The sequence below is a fragment of the Candidatus Galacturonatibacter soehngenii genome (assembly GCF_008830185.1).
Classification (GTDB): domain Bacteria; phylum Bacillota; class Clostridia; order Lachnospirales; family Lachnospiraceae; genus Lachnotalea; species Lachnotalea soehngenii.
The window spans coordinates 349,443-365,605 of sequence record NZ_WAGX01000004.1 but is presented as its reverse complement, the minus strand read 5'-3'; the positions used below and the strand labels follow the sequence as shown (position 1 = coordinate 365,605).

12 protein-coding genes and 1 pseudogene are annotated in these 16,163 nt (G+C 35.2%); 2 read left to right on the top strand and 11 right to left on the bottom strand.

The genetic code is table 11. The features are described from left to right. Window positions 1-4: 4 nt before the first annotated feature. From F7O84_RS04205 to F7O84_RS04190, 4 genes are read right to left on the bottom strand one after another with little or no spacing between them, the layout of a single operon-like run. Window positions 5-1,525 carry an NHL repeat-containing protein gene (locus F7O84_RS04205; protein ID WP_151142267.1) on the bottom strand — a complete coding sequence of 507 codons (1,521 nt, stop codon included), beginning with the start codon at window positions 1,523-1,525 and terminating at the stop codon, window positions 5-7. 20 nt (window positions 1,526-1,545) lie between these two features. Next, the gene (locus F7O84_RS04200; RefSeq protein WP_151142265.1) at window positions 1,546-2,448 is read right to left on the bottom strand and encodes a carbohydrate ABC transporter permease; all 903 of its coding nucleotides are present in this window, start codon (window positions 2,446-2,448) and stop codon (window positions 1,546-1,548) included. 1 nt (window position 2,449) lies between these two features. Next, window positions 2,450-3,388 carry a carbohydrate ABC transporter permease gene (locus F7O84_RS04195; RefSeq protein ID WP_151142263.1) on the bottom strand — a complete coding sequence of 313 codons (939 nt, stop codon included), beginning with the start codon at window positions 3,386-3,388 and terminating at the stop codon, window positions 2,450-2,452. Window positions 3,389-3,400: 12 nt separating this feature from the next. Further along, window positions 3,401-6,313: an extracellular solute-binding protein gene (locus tag F7O84_RS04190; protein WP_151142261.1), complete on the bottom strand. Its 2,913-nt coding sequence runs from the start codon at window positions 6,311-6,313 to the stop codon at window positions 3,401-3,403. 395 nt (window positions 6,314-6,708) lie between these two features. Here F7O84_RS04190 and F7O84_RS04185 point away from each other — a divergent pair, with 395 nt between their 5' ends. Continuing rightward, on the top strand, window positions 6,709-7,647 hold the full coding sequence (locus tag F7O84_RS04185) for a helix-turn-helix domain-containing protein (protein ID WP_151142259.1): 939 nt from the start codon (window positions 6,709-6,711) through the stop codon (window positions 7,645-7,647). Between the two features lie 3 nt (window positions 7,648-7,650). Here the strand turns inward: F7O84_RS04185 and F7O84_RS04180 are convergent, their stop codons facing one another. From F7O84_RS04180 to dpsA, 6 genes and pseudogenes are all read right to left on the bottom strand, one after another. Beyond that, window positions 7,651-10,527 carry a glycosyl hydrolase 115 family protein gene (locus F7O84_RS04180; protein WP_151142257.1) on the bottom strand — a complete coding sequence of 959 codons (2,877 nt, stop codon included), beginning with the start codon at window positions 10,525-10,527 and terminating at the stop codon, window positions 7,651-7,653. A gap of 22 nt (window positions 10,528-10,549) precedes the next feature. Beyond that, on the bottom strand, window positions 10,550-10,798 hold the full coding sequence (locus F7O84_RS19415; RefSeq protein WP_320411220.1) for a GH36 C-terminal domain-containing protein: 249 nt from the start codon (window positions 10,796-10,798) through the stop codon (window positions 10,550-10,552). A gap of 63 nt (window positions 10,799-10,861) precedes the next feature. Beyond that, a pseudogene (locus tag F7O84_RS04175) lies at window positions 10,862-12,691 on the bottom strand (alpha-galactosidase); the annotation flags it as partial. Between the two features lie 320 nt (window positions 12,692-13,011). Beyond that, window positions 13,012-13,377, bottom strand: coding sequence for a zinc ribbon domain-containing protein (locus tag F7O84_RS04170; protein ID WP_151142255.1), 366 nt, complete (start codon window positions 13,375-13,377; stop codon window positions 13,012-13,014). Between the two features lie 197 nt (window positions 13,378-13,574). After that, complete coding sequence (locus F7O84_RS04165) at window positions 13,575-14,153, bottom strand: dipicolinate synthase subunit B (RefSeq protein ID WP_151142253.1); 579 nt, start codon at window positions 14,151-14,153, stop codon at window positions 13,575-13,577. A 19-nt stretch (window positions 14,154-14,172) separates the two neighbouring features. Beyond that, a complete protein-coding gene (dpsA, locus tag F7O84_RS04160; RefSeq protein ID WP_151142251.1) occupies window positions 14,173-15,039 on the bottom strand; it encodes a dipicolinate synthase subunit DpsA in 867 nt (288 codons plus the stop codon). A 327-nt stretch (window positions 15,040-15,366) separates the two neighbouring features. Between dpsA and F7O84_RS04155 the strand changes: the two genes are divergently transcribed. Further along, window positions 15,367-15,570: a cold-shock protein gene (locus tag F7O84_RS04155; protein WP_151142249.1), complete on the top strand. Its 204-nt coding sequence runs from the start codon at window positions 15,367-15,369 to the stop codon at window positions 15,568-15,570. Between the two features lie 96 nt (window positions 15,571-15,666). On the opposite strand, the gene F7O84_RS04150 is transcribed toward F7O84_RS04155, so the two are convergent. After that, window positions 15,667-16,128, bottom strand: a complete 462-nt coding sequence (locus F7O84_RS04150) for a DUF4430 domain-containing protein (protein ID WP_192451650.1) — start codon at window positions 16,126-16,128, stop codon at window positions 15,667-15,669. Window positions 16,129-16,163: the final 35 nt, after the last annotated feature.

Here is a 16,163-nt window from a genome sequence, read left to right as displayed (position 1 = left end):
CGTCCTACATCAATCTTTCTATATTTTCTGCTACATCAATTTCATGCTTGATTTTTTTTATTTTTCCTACCAACATTGGAACTACGAATAAAAATATAAGAATTACAACCATTAAACCAATGTGTTCTTCCACCCACTCTTTTCGATATTGCTTAAATGCCTTGGAATAATTGTGTGTATCCCATTTTAGTTTGAAATAGGTCATAGCTTCTTTATAATTTCCCTGACGCATTAGTGCTCTTCCAATGCCAACATAGGCAAGATCATAATTTCCATTTAAGGCTTTTACTTGCTGCCATGTGGTACCTGAAGCATCATAATCTCCTATATCGTATTCTTCAATTGCTTTATAAATCAAACTCCCATATTCCGTTGGAGTAAATACGGTAAAGCTAGAATCTTTTGAATCCAGTACAATAAGATCCTTACCCATATGTTCAATCGCTACTGGTAATTTAAAATATCCATCCAAGTTACCATTACCGCCAAAAGCATATAGCAAGTGCCCTTGTGTGTCATAGCCAAAAATTCTTCCTCTTACTTTATCAAGCGCAAAATAAATACCATTATCCAGAGCAGTAATATCCGTAATTAAAGAAGGACCTTTATAACCACCAGCCTCCCCCCAGTAGATATCACCAATCACATTAAAATTACCGTTTTCAATTAAAATATCTTTTCCCAGCAAATTCAGTCTGCGAATTGGCGAATCAGTACCAGCATCAAGCCCTGCCCCAGTAACATTTGTGGTACATGCAAAGATAAAACCCTCCAAATCTCTATATAAATTGTCATATTCGGTTGGAACAAAGGATTCCATTGCTGCCCGCTGTGCCTTCGTTGCAAATTTCTTCCAAAGGTAATCGGTCCAGTCATAAGTAACTTCACTAGCTCCATAAAATCCAGCAAAGGTTCCATCCGAATCGTATTTAATCATACCTTTATTAACATTATCTGCGATACAATAAACTCTACCTACTCCATCCACCTCTAATTTATTTGGCAAAAAAGCAGTCGTCTGATCAAAGGTTGCATCCGTTGGTTTTGTGAATTCCATTACATAATTCAAATCATCATCAAGCTTTAAAATACGCCCATTTCCTTTATCACAGATATATAAATATCCATCTTCTGATGCACAGACATCTGTTGGAGCGGATAATGTTTTTACTGCTACCTCTCCCTTAATCATATGAATGATACGTACTAGTTCAAAAGTATCCTTACTTACTTTTTGTAATTCCACAATCCGATTATTTCCTGTATCACAGATATAGAGGGTATCACCACGCACATACATCCCTGTGGCATTATTAAACCCTTGCTCCAACCCCAATTCCACCGATGTATATACGCCTACTGTACTGTATGCATCAGGCGAATACAAAACATCTGACCAATAATCATAATTGTAGGTATATCCTTTTTTCAAACCGTCATCTGCTTCTACCTTCGTAACCGTACCAATAAGTATGCAAACCACTACAGTTAATACAATCAAACTTTTTATTTTCCTGTTCAACATCTTATCATCCTCCATCTTCTTTATTCCTTCAAACCAGAGCTTGCCATTGTTTCAAGAATCTGGCTCTCAGACAGGATGAAAATTGTAATTGGAACAATCATAACGATGACAGTTACTGCAGCTGCCTGACCAGTTCTTGCAATACCACCGCTTTGAATCTGTTGCAGTGCATAAACCAGCGTTTTTTTCTCTTCAGAATAAATAAATGTTGCCGCTTTGTTATTCCATAGATTTTGAACAGAAAAGATGATGAGCGTAAGCCAAGCTGGTTTTACATTTGGCATAACAATTCGCATGAATATTTTTCCAAGACCAGCTCCGTCAATCATTGCGGCTTCAACCAGTGACATAGGGATTCCTTCCATGAACTGTTTCATAAGAAACAAACCCATAGGTGCTGCAAATGCTGGAATAACAATTGCCCAGTAGGTATCTACCCATCCCAGTTTACTAATAATTAAATAGTTTGGAATTGCTGTTACATACCCGTTAAACATTAAAGCGGTTACAACAATTGTAAAAAAAAGTTTTTTACCAGGAAAATCATATTTGGCAAGTACAAATGCCCCCAACGATGCAATAATCAAATGCCCTGTTGTACCTACAGCAGTAATGAATACCGTATTGAAAATATATCGAGAGAAAGTTACCCATGATTTTCCCATGGTTACAAACAGATCTTGAAAGTTATCCAGTGTTGGATTTTGTGCAAATAACTTTGGCGGAAATAAAAACAATTCATCTAACGGTTTTAATGAACTACTAATTGCAAACACAAGTGGAAATACCATTGCCAGTGCAAATAAAAATAACACGAAGTATATTAGAATATCACCAACAAAAGAACGATTGGGTTTTCTTTTTTTTATTATTTTTTTGTGTTTGGATGATTTTATTGTCTTTTCTTTTATCTTTTTACTCATATCAGGTTCCCACTCTTCTTAATAAACTCTGAATTGCTTTGTTACATATAATCATAATCAAAAACAATGTGGTTGCTATTGCTGATGCGTACCCCATTTCAAATCTGGAAAATCCGTAATCAAATAGATGAGTTACCACCGTTCTTGCTGCATAATCCGTACTTGGATAACCACATAACGCCATAGTAACATCACAAACACCAAACGCCTGTGTAATAGCCATTACCGCACCAAACATTAACATGGGTTTCATATTTGGCAATGTAATATACCACAATTCCTGCCAACGATTTTTTACACCATCCATATAACCAGCTTCAAATTGAGAACGGTCAACTCCTTGAAGACCTGCTACAAAAGAAAGAAATCCCGTTCCAAGACTCATCCATAGAATTACAATCATACAAACTTTAAGCATATATTTAGGGTTAGTCAGCCATAAAATTGGTGCACCAATTATACCAGCATTCATTAAAAATGCATTGACATAACCATAAGCATCACCACGAAAGAAGATGGCGAAAATAATGAAAACATTTCCTGCAATGGAGGGTACATAAAATACAATAACTCCAATGGTTCTTAACCACCTAGGCAACTCATTAATAAGCCATGCAAACAGAAACGACATAATATAACCTAGTGGTCCTGTGATAACCGCAATCAAAAATGTGTTCTTGATTGCGGTTAGGAAAATATCATCCTGCAAAATTAAATTAATATAGTTTTGTACTCCTATAAATTTAGGTGATTCCAGTATATTGTAATAAGTAAAGCTAAAAAATATTGAGGAGCATACTGGCAATATGTAAAACATGGTAAACAATATTGCGTATGGCGCCAGAAATAAGTAACATGCTTTGCTTTTTTTCATTTTTTTCACCATGATTTTAAATTCATTTCGGCGCAATATTACATATTTTTTGATATAATTTTTCATGCCAACCCCCCATTAATCTATCGAAAGTCCAAATTCGGTTCGCTTCTTTATGATTTCTTCATTGATTGTAATAGCATAATCAAGAACGGTCTCTCTTGGATCTTCATTTTTATTCATTACCTTTCTAACTGCATTGATGATGTGACGATTCGTATAATATCCACCAGCAACCTCACGAAATCCTACTGTAGATTTCCACTGCTCATTAAGAATTGCTCTCTCACCAGCACTCCATGCCAACTGGCTAAAGGCTTCTTTATTCGCCGTTGCATATCTTGCGGAAGAACCAAGCAATGCTTCTAATTCACGTCCAAAACGCACTTGTACATCTGTCTGTGCCCACCATTTCATAAATTTCCATGCGTTTTGTTTTTTTATTTCATCCTCTGTTTTAATCATCATGCTACAGGTTCCAGTTGAATAAACCGAACGTTTTATCGACTCTTGCCCATTATCCTTAGTAATAACCGTGCCAGGGATCAATGTAAAATCCCATAAACCTCGAATTTCAGGTGCTGATACCATTAGTGTGTTATAAATACTATAGTTTGCAATTCCAATAGGCATTTGTCCTGAACGAAAGCGGCTTACAAAATCGTATTCCCTTGGCATACCATATTCGGTAAAAAAACTTGTATACATAGTAAATGCATTCACACCTGCTTCATTATCAATAATGGTCCTTTTCGCTTCTTCATCATAAATATCACTTCCATTTTGGTAGAGTAATGTATAATAAAGTGATGCATCAGGCAATGTAGCACTTGCTGTTGTTGGAATTCCTACCTCCATATTGTTGCCCTGAATAGTAGGAAGCATCTCAATCAACTGCTTCCAGGTATTTGGTATTTCTAGTGCAAGCTCCTCTAAAATATCCTTGCGGTAAAACAAAACGTTATAGGTCTGGGTTTCTGGTATTGCATATATGCCATTATTATATTCGTAAGGACGGTATGCACTTTCATAGAACACATCAAGCACATCGCTATAATCCTTAAATTGAGTTAAATCCTCTACGGCATTTCGCAGTGCATAATTTACTGGTTGGTCTGCACCAACAGACAAAACAACATCTGGCCCTCTTCCTGCCACTACAGCATTTAACAGTGCACTAGCTTCTACAATTTCAACATTTACCTTGACTTTATGTTCAGGTGTAAAGGTATCGTCTACCATTGTTTTTAAGATAGTTCCCTGATCACGTCCAGTTACAATCCATACCTTTACAACACTAGGATCCTCATCGCTGTAAACATCCCCCACTGCATCATAATCTACAAAAAAGGTGGCTACAAAGGATTTTATTTCATGCCATACCTTTGCAAATTTGCTTGCCTTATCGTTTGGTATTTCAAATCCATCACTGCTTATAATCAAATAATCAATATCAAGCTTTGTTTCACTCATGTTTAAAATTGCCGTACCAAGTGCCGTAATATTATCTTTAAATGGAATAAAGTGAACCGTTATCTTATCTGGCCTCTCAACAAACTGTTCCAACTGCTGGGCTAATGTCTGGGCTGTGGCAATCTTTTCTGCTTTTTGTCCAGTGTAACTTACAACATCATCAATAATTTTATAGAGTCGTTTGGATTCAATATCCATTGCTTTAATTACTTCTGGATAGACTTGCTCCAAATTATAATCACGATAGTCATCTGGATCTGCCCCAGTATAAACTAAAATTTTACGATATATCTGATTTAGATTATAGGTAGAATCTTCTAGTTCCTCTAAAATCTCACCCATATTGCCAAGGGTAGCCTCCAGCCTTACCAGGTGTCTACCTTTTGTCAAATAAAACTTATATGGTGTTCCATCTTCATCTGCTAAAGTCATTACATTCCAGTCATTACCATAATGAAAAGAAATTGCCTCGACTTCCTTAAATGGAACTTCACCATCTATGTATAAACTTCTGCAAGATATGCTACCCCTTGCATAATTTTGTCTGCCTTTTACTGTAATGTTATAATACCCATCTTCTGGTACTTGAAATTCCCATTCAATCCATTGTCCTGACGAGTTCCATGTCTCGCCACCTATATAATTTAAAACTGTTTTCGTTACACTGTTTGGCTCTGTTGTCGGTGATGCTCTATCATATTTGGCGTAAAGTGATGATTCGGAACGTAGCGTGGAATCCTCTCCTTGAATTTTTAACTCGAAATCAGATATCGTATTTGTCACCTGTGGAAGATTTTTACTATAGACTTTATAGTCATTTCTCTCACTGACTGCTGTCAGTGCAAGTTTCCTTAAAATCACTGGTTCATTTACTGCTTCTAAGGTGATGCTATTTTTCCCTTTTTCAAAATAAAACCGATACGGTTCTATTTCATAACCCCTCCCATCCTTGCAATAGGCACTTTGCCATTCATAGGCTTCTATCTGTGTTGGGCGTATTTCATTACCCTGATTATCCGTACGAACCTCTCCATCATCTGTCCATAATCTGTTAAACACCAGATTTGCTGCATCCTTGAAAGGATTTTCACCATTAATAAGTAGGGAGCGTTCCACTGCAACCCCTCTTGATTCCACTGTCATGTACTCTAGATACACATTGTAGAAACCAGCTTCCACTACATCAACACTCCATGTAACTTTTGATTCATCTCCCGTATAAAGAACTTTCATTTCGCCTTCATAATTTTGAAAAACCTCTACATTCTTACCATAATCATAATTATAAAGATCAATGTCAATGTTCTTTTTCGGATTTTGAGCATTAGCATGATTGTTTAAGTATGCACAATAAGTACCCTCCCTATTTGATCCGTTCTCCCCCATTGCAAAGTCTATTTGGTCATACTTATCGGCATAATTATCATTTACTGTTGTCTTGATCTTAATAAAGTAAATAACTCCTATTATAAGAATTACTCCAATCGTTATTAGTATTTTTTTAACAGCCTCTTTCATAATGCCTCCATTAATTTTTTAAATAACTCCCTATCATTACTGTTTTAATACAAAATTATCTGATATCACTAATTATTTTCCCGTAGGAATCAGATTAATTTATTACGAATAAACTACTAATTGACTATAAATATATCTTAACATTTTCAAATATTGCCGCTTATCATTTATTGCTAGTTAATATTCAAATATTGCCCAATTATTTTTGCTATTTACTTGTTTTATTATGCATTATTTACTTTTTATCGATAATATGATACTCTTTTGTTAATGTATTCGATAATGTTTTTAATTTAATTGGTATATTTTTGTAACTTTTATCATATTTAAATTATATTATCTACTTATTTTCGCAATATCTGCATATTTTACTATCTTTTTATAGGGGGAATTATATGACTAGAGTAAATCAGACAAAAAACAACTGCTTAGATTTTTACACACAAAACAGTGACTGGAAAGGACGTACAGTAAAAGGTGATTATGAAATAGTCAATTACCAAAATGACACAATAATCCGCATTTGGTATAATGAACAGTCTCATTGTTACAGCCCTCACTGGCATACTGCTTTAGAAATCATTATGCCAGTTGAAAATTATTATGAAGTAGTTGCCTCCTCTACTACTTATCATATCCTGCCAGGGGATATTATCCTCATTCCACCTGGCGAAACACATCAGCTAATTGCTCCCGAAACAGGAAAACGTTTTATCTTCTTGTTTGATATATCTAACATTATCAAATTAAAGGGGTTTTCAGGCATACAATCTTTATTAAATGGTTGCCTTTATATTACAAAACAGACCTATCCACAGATTTACGAGGAGGTTTATCAACTGCTTTTACAAATGAGAAATGAATATTTTAGTAACAATGATTTTCGTGAACTGGCTATATATGCCCAACTGGTTCATTTGTTTGTTATGCTAGGAAGAAACCGCCTCAGTAACACTGATATATTTCCAAATGTACGAATCTATAAGCAAAAGGAATATATGCAAAAATTCAACAGCGTTTTAGATTACATTGATTCCCATTATATGGAGGAATTAACTTTAGATGATGTTGCTTCTTATAGTGGATTTTCCAAATATCATTTCACCAGATTATTTAAGCAATATAGTGATTCTACCTTTTATGACTATCTTAGTTTTAAACGAATTAAAGCGGCAGAAAGCTTACTTGCTGAACCTAATCTCTCCATTACAGAGATTGCCTTACAGGCTGGTTTTTCAAGTATTTCCACCTTCAACCGCATTTTTAAGAATCAAAAGAATTGTACTCCAAGCGAATACAGAGCTTTATACAGCAAAATACATTCCATTACATAGGAATCATTTATCTCGCCCAACGTAATAGGTTTCTGCTGGTCCAAGAAAGCATTCTGGCGGTTTTTTCCCACTTGGATAAATTACTAGCTTTTCTAACACAAATCCAGGTGTGACCGCATAAATACGTAGCTTGTTGCATCCCTTTTTACATTCAATTGCCTGTACTCTTCTTCGAATATTATTTAATACACCATTTGCCCACAGATATCCATAATCTCCTACCTTTTGCCCTGATTCTATTGCATTATAGACTTTTATTACCTCCTCATTACAGGATACTGCATATAAAATCTTGTTGTCTGGTGTGACTGGATTAGAAGGCTGCATATAAAACTCTGCTTCATAGTTCCCTTCTTCTTTCACTACAAAGTGATACTCTAAGTATGGTGCATCTACCCCTGCCGTAAAATATGCAGTGGTTGGATATACTTTCATAGCCGATTTCGTTTTACCATAATCATTGATACACAAAAAGGCAGACTGTTCTCGCCCTGGCTTACACTCTGTATAATGCTCTGCCTCAATGGATATGTAATCCTTTTGCATAAAAAACGTATTATGCTTCCATTTTTTTGTATCTATTTTTTCTGCTGGAATTTCAATCACACAATCGCCAGTAGGTGTTGTGATACAGATTTCTCCTTTTGCATCTTTAACTAATTTATCGCGATGAATTCTAATTTCAATTTGCTCCATGCAATGTTCACCATCAAGTGTTCCATTTAACATAGAACATGTAAGCCATTCCACATTATTTTTAATCGTATAATCTGCCTTTAGGTTACTTAAATTATATAACGCAATCGATGCGACACAGATATCTGGCTCTAAAAAATCCTTTAGATACAACCTGTTAGGATGCCATGCACTCCCTTCTACATGCTGATTAGTCCCCTCTACCATTACTATAATTCTTGGCTTATTTGCTGGCATTACTTGCATCAAAATTGGCTTTTGACAGCCCTCCTCATTCCAGTTTGTAAAGCCAATATGCTCAGACATTCCCATACCAAAGAATTTTCCATTGTCCATTGTATGATATTCTTCTATTAAGCTACAATCACGTTGCAGGCAATTCGCTACTTCTTTTGCATAGTCATTCGCAATCATTACCCCAAGCTTTGCAAAGTAGTGATTTAACCCAGTAAGTAGCTGCATCTTATATAGATTTAAAATACCAACTGCAGGGTAATAAACCAATGAAAAATAAGCAGTCAGATTTTTGGGTGAAACCTTTTGATAAAGCTCTTCTGCCAAATTAAGCAGCATTTGAATCTCTTCTAATGTTTTTTTCGTTTCTCTTTCATTTACAGGATGATAAATATCTGCATTCATAGCTTCAGGCTTTCGTTTATGAGCAATTCTTGTATAGCCGTTTAAGATTTTATATATTTTTTCTTGTTCATCTTGATTAAATATGCCATGAAACTGTTGCTTTATCCATTGTCTTGCGTAGTTTTCTTGCTGGTTGATAGCTGCTGTTCCCCATTTTTCAAAATCATAAGCCAAATCTAAAAAGAAGGACAATGGAAACTCCTGTGTACAAATATCTCCAACATTAACGATCCATAAATCCCTAATACCAAAATCATATGCCATTGACATCTGTTCCCATATTTTTGGCAAATAGGAACTGTTAATCCATTCATACGAAATTGGTCCCCCATGATAATCGAAATGGTAATACATACCGTATCCGCCTTTATGCTTACGCATTTCCTGCGTTGGAAGTGTTCTGAGGTTTCCAAAATTATCATCACAAAGCATTAAAATGACATCCTCTAACTCTTTGCAGCCTATCAAGCCTTCTACCTCTTCATTTCCATAGAAAAATTCCTCAACCTCTTTATACAGTGCAATCATTCTAGGAACCTGACTCAAATCCTCATTCACATTTTCTTGTATCAGACTTCTTTGTGTTTTTAATACATCTAAAAGTAGTTTAATATTATCTGCCAATGTAGCTTCTTTGCCAAGGATAGCTGTATCCGCTTCTCCACGCATGCCAACAGTAATCACATTTTCAAATTTACCACTACGCTTTAAACCATCCTGCCAAAACCTTGTGATTCCTTCCTTGTTCTTGCGAAAATTCCAAGCATCTCCATAGATAGAATCCTTTCCACGAAGATATTTATATTCTTCTCCCTGTCTTAAGCATGGTTCATGATGTGACATTCCCATGATAATACCATACTCATCTGCCAGCTTTGCATTTAAAAGTCCTGGTCCATCATCTTGAAACCTAGCACTCCACATAGCTGGCCACAGATAATTTCCTTTTAGGCGCAACAAAAGTTCAAATACATGCTCATATGCCTTTGCATTGAAACCACCATAATTTTTCATACACCAGTTACCAAAAGCTGGCCACTCGTCGTTAATGAAAAAACCTCTTAGTTTTACAGATGGTTCTCTCGAAACTACATTGTCTGACTTTGTAAATACAATTTCCATTTGCTTTTCTGGTATCACATTACACCAGTCTACAAAGGGAGATACCCCTAATCGTTTTGATAAGTGAAATAGCCCATAAATAGTTCCACGTTTATCACTACCAACGATAACAAGCGCCTGCTCAACATTTGGCAATGGTTGCTTTACTATCTGAAAAGAAAATACTTCTCTTTTCGAAAGAATTGTAGATAAATCCAACTTTCCTTGTTGATTCATCTGCTCTATAATAGCACTTTTTCCAACTGTTCCTACAATAATCAGCTCTGATGCTACATGAATATCCTTATGGATATGAGGTCTTGCGCCTGTTACCATATAAATATCGTTACTGACTTTTTCTGTAATTTTTTTAACCCCCGAAAAAGCAGTTTCTTCAATATAAAAATCTGCAATTTTGTTATTTTTAAATAAATTAAACTCCATTTTATCTCGCTCCTATTATCTACTATCTATCTAGCGTTTGAACCAGATGAATTATTTGACCTGTGAAATCATTTCCTCCCCATGAAGTACAAATTCGATAACCTCCATACATCAATTCTTCACCTGTATATGTACGAACTTCTCCATCAATGTTATAAACACCATCAGGATTCAGCCCCATTAAATGTATGATGTGAACAAATTCTCCTGGATGAAGCAATACATGAATAAACGTAACAAGTGCCTCTTTCTTATCCTTTGATACAACCATATAACAGTCGTAGGTAGAATTCTTAGCATATGAGGCAATGCGATAGTAATCACCTTCTCGCACTAAGTCATTGTATCTGTGATATTCCTCTATTTGTTGTGGAATTAGTTTTTTGTCTTTCTCTGAGATTTTTGTTACATCCAGCTCGTAACCAAAGGTTCCTGCCAAAGCAACGATACCTCTTGTTCGAAATGGGGTACTCCTTCCAGTAACATGATTGGGGCAATCACTGACATGCGCCCCTAATGCTGATAAAGGATAAAGCAACGCTGCTCCTTCTAAAATTGCAAGTCGTTCTATGGCATCGGTATCATCAGAAGTCCATATCTGTGGTCCATAATAAAGCATACCTGGATCAAAACGTCCTCCACCACTTGAGCAATTTTCTAAAAGCAAATATGGAAATTGCTTCATCATACGTTCCTGTAACTGATAAACGCCAAGAACATAGCGATGTAATAACTCTCCCTGCCTATCAGGTGGTAACCCAAGTGTGCCAAGATCACATAGAGGTCGGTTCATATCCCATTTTACATATTCGATGTTGGCACTTTGCAATAATGCTGCAATCATTTCATATATCGCATCTATTACTTCTTGTCTGGAAAGATCTAACACATATTGATTTCTGCGTAATCCTGCTTTTCTACCAGGTATTGCAATTGCCCAGTCTGGATGTGCTCGGTATAGGTCCGAATCAGGCGATACCATCTCAGGTTCCATCCAGATTCCAAATTTCATTCCTAATTTGTTGACTTCACTTACTAAAAAAGAAAGTCCTTCTGGTAGTTTTTCCGTATTAACAAACCAGTCTCCCAAAGAGCTACTGTCATCATTTCTTTTACCAAACCAGCCATCGTCTACGACTAGCATCTCAATTCCAAGCCTAGATGCTTCTTTTGCAATTGACAGTAATTTCTTCGTATTAAAATCAAAGTAAGTTGCCTCCCAATTGTTAATTAAAACGGGGCGTTTTCGATTCGAATAGTTTCCTCTTATCAGATGCTTTCTGTATAAATCATGAAAATTCCTAGTCATGCCTCCCATTCCTTCAACCGTATATGTTAAAACTGCTTCAGGCGATTGAAACGATTGATTTTTTTCTAGTTTCCAGCAAAAATCTTGCGGATGGATTCCTATGACACAACGCAATCTATCATCTGGTTCTAATGTCGTCTGCGCTATAAAATTTCCAGAATACACAAGATGTATGGCATAAACCTCTCCCTGCTCTTGATCTGATGTATGCGTAGCCAATGCAAGAAACGGCTGTGATTGATGTCCTGTTTTTCCACAGACAGAATTAACGTTATGAGTACCCATAGTCAGTGGATATCAATTGATTCTACATTCTCTAGCCCAATCACCATGCAACGTTATGAGATCGAAATTATGATTATTCATATCCAAACTGGCACTTAACACCTTTGTAAGATAGAGTTCCTCTTGCCCTTCATTGATAATTTTTACACTTCTTGTAATTACATTAATTTCTTCAAAGACGTTATACATTAATACAACCTTTAAACCTAAATGGGTATCTTCACAGACTAATTCAAGTGTTGTACATTCCTCCTTTGTTGCAAAGGTAGCTGGCAATCCTTCTAGTTTTGGCTTTCCTTCATAGATTTGATGTTCTTTATAACATAACTTTAACGCAGTATGCCCGCTTTTTGTACGTACACCAATGGCGGCTTCCTTATAGTCACCCAATCCATGTGTTGGATATTCTTTGGGATATGTCCCCATAAAAATCACACGATCAAAAGCATTCTCATCAGGAACCATTGCTGGTTCTCCCATTCCAATTAGGTAAGTTAATCTATGACTCTTTATTCTTTTTCCGTAATAAATATGTGCTATAAAGCCTTCTTCTCCAATTATTCCAAGCATATAGGTGCTTTTAGGGGTATCTAGCTTAAATACTTTTTCTTTTTCAAAATACAAGATTCCCATCTTTGCCTCCTTCTTAACTATGACAAGAATATTTCTTAATCGTATCGTACGATATTTTCATCTTTTCTTCCTATCAAAGTTTGCCAACCGCTTAGCATATATTGCTACTTTAAATACAAAAAATCTGATTATTATTTTTCAATAACTCAATTGCAAAAAAAATATTCCAGAGTGATTCTTTATCCTTTCACTCTGGAATATTCTTCTTAAAACCAAATGCAATTACCCTACATAATTAAAATCAAAACAATTCTCTCCTAAATATTTCTCCCACATTTTGGACAAAACTGAAAGTCTTCACTTGTGGTAAACCCACAATACTCGCAATGTTTTACGCTATTTTCCTTCGCATAAAAGGAAAGCTCTGTCAGGTTTATTTCACTTACTTGTCCAAGTTCAATGGCTTTTCCAAGCTCTTTGCTGATTTCACAGCTTGAGCCACAACAATTCATTTTTACAAAATACTGCTTGTTCCATTTCAATATTGGTATAAAAAATAGCATAAAATACGTGTAATTCATAAACACTTCAACTCGTCCATATTTACCGCAACATTTACATACAGTAAGCTGATTGAAATTCAACATCTTTTCAGCTTGACTAATTCCCATAATAAGAAACATAAGGTTCCTCCAACTCAATTTTTTACCTATCGCTTTTCTTGGCGAATAATCGTTTCTTTTATTATAGCAAAGGTATTAATTGTAGCGCAACTACTTCACTTAGCGTGCTGTGATTTTGGGCAGATAATTCTGAGGCTTTCAAACTTTGTTGATAGCCTCAAAATTATCTTTGCAATATTCTGCCCTTACAATATGAATTAGATCAATATCGGCTGAATCTGTTCTCCGTCTAATGCCTTTTCAAGAGTCGCTATGATTTTGGTGGTATCTGCTATCATTGATTTTGGTTTTCCACTAAAGTTATCCTGACCAAATGGTACAAAATAGACACCTTTTGCAGTCAGCATCGTACCTATATTTTTAAGATTCAAACCTAACGCATCGTTGGTGGAAATAGAGATAACCAACGGCTTATTGTTTCGCATATGTGCTTTTGCTGCCATTAATACAGGTGTATCCGTAATTGCATTACTTAATTTTGCGATTGTATTACCAGTACATGGAGCTATTATTATAATATCTATCATTCCTTTTGGGCCAAGCGGTTCTGCTGCTTCTATGGATGTAATGGGATCATTTGATGTGATTTCTTTGATTTCACTAACAAAGTCAAAAGCCCTTCCAAAACGAGTATCTATGCTCATAGCATTATAAGAGAAAATGGGAATCACATTCGCTCCCTCATTTACTAAATTAACGACTTCTTTTTTTACATTCTCAAAGGTGCAAAATGATCCTGTAATAGCAAAGCCTACGTTTACGCCTTTTAACTGCATAAAATTACTCCTAACATAATTAACGGGGCAACAGATGTCCAATGGAATCAATTAATATTTTGGCAGAAGTTTTAGGCGCATATCTTCCTGGAAGACCCAAAGCCAAAACAGCTTGAATCCCTAGTCTCTTACATTCTTCAAAGTCAGTTCCACCTGGTTTTGATGCAATATCAATGATAACAACCTCTTTCTTACATGCCATAAGCCATGCCAAAGTAATAATCATTGCAGGTATACTATTAAAAATAAAGTCAAATTGTTTTAGATGAGCAGGAGCTTCATTAAGAAATAGCGCTGATAAACCATCATTTCTTGCTTGGTTAATCTGCTCCTTGCTTCTTACTGCTATGGTTACCTTTGCATTTAATGCCTTAAGACGATTTACCAGAACTTTTGCACACCTACCATACCCTAACACTAGACATTCACTTTCAGAAAGGTTAATATCACTGAGTCGAATTGCTTCTAAGATAGTTCCCTCTGCTGTTGCTACTGCATTCTTGACTGCAATGTCATCATCTTTCATAAAGTCAAAATATTTGGCATTTTTATTTTCTACTGCATCAATAATAAGTGTATTTATATTTCCACCTAAAATAGTATGATTATCTTGAATGAATGAGACAAACTCTTCTAATCTGATATTTACCTCTGTATTTGAAAATATATGGATGCCATCTCTAGAAAATGGTATTGGTCCAATAATAAGGTTAGACGAATTCATAACCTCTTCTAAGGAATCTGCAACTGCTACATTTTTCGTATTAGCAAAGTCGGATTCTACACCAAGGCTTATAACAGAAAATCCTTGTGAAGCTAATAACATGCACATATGAACTTGCCTTTTATCTCCGCCTATTACTGCTATATTTTTGTTCATTGACATATGCTGCCTCCTTTCGTTATAGTATATGTAAGGATTACATTTTTGTGATTTTACAAGGTTGATTTTATAATACTAAATTTAGCAAAACGTGTCCAACATAAAGTACAATTATGACACTACTCAGTTAACAATGTAAATTATCTGTAATTTAATTTGTTTACCTTGACATATTTTAACTTTCCGATTATAATGTAATAGTATTTATAATGAATTTTGATTTCACATGTTTTTGTAAGTCATTAATTAATTCATGATTTACGAAAGCATGTGATTTTTTAATACCTATTATGAAATACGATTATTATTATTATTAGGAGGTATCTTTTTATGAACAAAGGTACAGTTAAATGGTTTAACTCAACAAAAGGATTTGGATTTATCACTAACGATAACGGCGGAGAAGATGTATTCGTACACTTTACTGGAATCGTTTCAGAAGGATTCAAATCATTAGAAGAAGGCGCTAAAGTTTCATTTGACATCGTTGATGGAAACCGTGGACCACAGGCTGTTAACGTAACAGTAGCTTAATTCAAACCAAAAACAACAATTAAGGATGAAAGAGATAATTCTCTTTTCATCCTTTTTTAATGGGTATACCATACCTATATAACAGTTATCCCAAAATCAAGACTTTTCATAGCGAAATTCAATAACATCATTATTCTTAATTTCATATAAACTAATGTTTTCTAGCAACTCTTCTCCATTTATGTAACACTCCCAATACTGTCCGTAATCATATGAAATATCCATAATTGAAACGATAAACTTACCACCCTCACTGTCTTCAGTTACTAGCTTTAATTCTTCAATATTACTCATTACTTCAAGTAAATTCTTCGTTTCGGTTTTTATATTCTCACTGTAAATAGCTTCATTTTCCATGTTATAAATACTTAATGTTATTTCAATCTCATCGTTTTTTTGCTCATCAAGAGTCTTTTTGGTATCTTGCTCCACAGACTTTGAAGGTAGTGTTTCACTTGGTTTTTCAGTATCTGATCGGACATTGCTACAAGCAGTAATAGCAAATAAATTTAAAATTAATAGCATAATTGGTAATATTGATTTAATATATTTTGTCATATTATTTTCCTCCCTTTTGGGTCTTATCTTCATAC

Coding starts and splice junctions, on each gene's coding strand:
- F7O84_RS04205 (WP_151142267.1), bottom strand. CDS start 1,525: ATGTTGAACAGGAAAATAAAAAGTTTGATTGTATTAACTGTAGTGGTT.
- F7O84_RS04200 (WP_151142265.1), bottom strand. CDS start 2,448: ATGAGTAAAAAGATAAAAGAAAAGACAATAAAATCATCCAAACACAAA.
- F7O84_RS04195 (WP_151142263.1), bottom strand. CDS start 3,388: ATGAAAAATTATATCAAAAAATATGTAATATTGCGCCGAAATGAATTT.
- F7O84_RS04190 (WP_151142261.1), bottom strand. CDS start 6,313: ATGAAAGAGGCTGTTAAAAAAATACTAATAACGATTGGAGTAATTCTT.
- F7O84_RS04185 (WP_151142259.1), top strand. CDS start 6,709: ATGACTAGAGTAAATCAGACAAAAAACAACTGCTTAGATTTTTACACA.
- F7O84_RS04180 (WP_151142257.1), bottom strand. CDS start 10,527: ATGGAGTTTAATTTATTTAAAAATAACAAAATTGCAGATTTTTATATT.
- F7O84_RS19415 (WP_320411220.1), bottom strand. CDS start 10,798: ATGGTTGTATCAAAGGATAAGAAAGAGGCACTTGTTACGTTTATTCAT.
- F7O84_RS04170 (WP_151142255.1), bottom strand. CDS start 13,377: ATGTTTCTTATTATGGGAATTAGTCAAGCTGAAAAGATGTTGAATTTC.
- F7O84_RS04165 (WP_151142253.1), bottom strand. CDS start 14,153: ATGCAGTTAAAAGGCGTAAACGTAGGCTTTGCTATTACAGGATCATTT.
- dpsA (WP_151142251.1), bottom strand. CDS start 15,039: ATGTCAATGAACAAAAATATAGCAGTAATAGGCGGAGATAAAAGGCAA.
- F7O84_RS04155 (WP_151142249.1), top strand. CDS start 15,367: ATGAACAAAGGTACAGTTAAATGGTTTAACTCAACAAAAGGATTTGGA.
- F7O84_RS04150 (WP_192451650.1), bottom strand. CDS start 16,128: ATGACAAAATATATTAAATCAATATTACCAATTATGCTATTAATTTTA.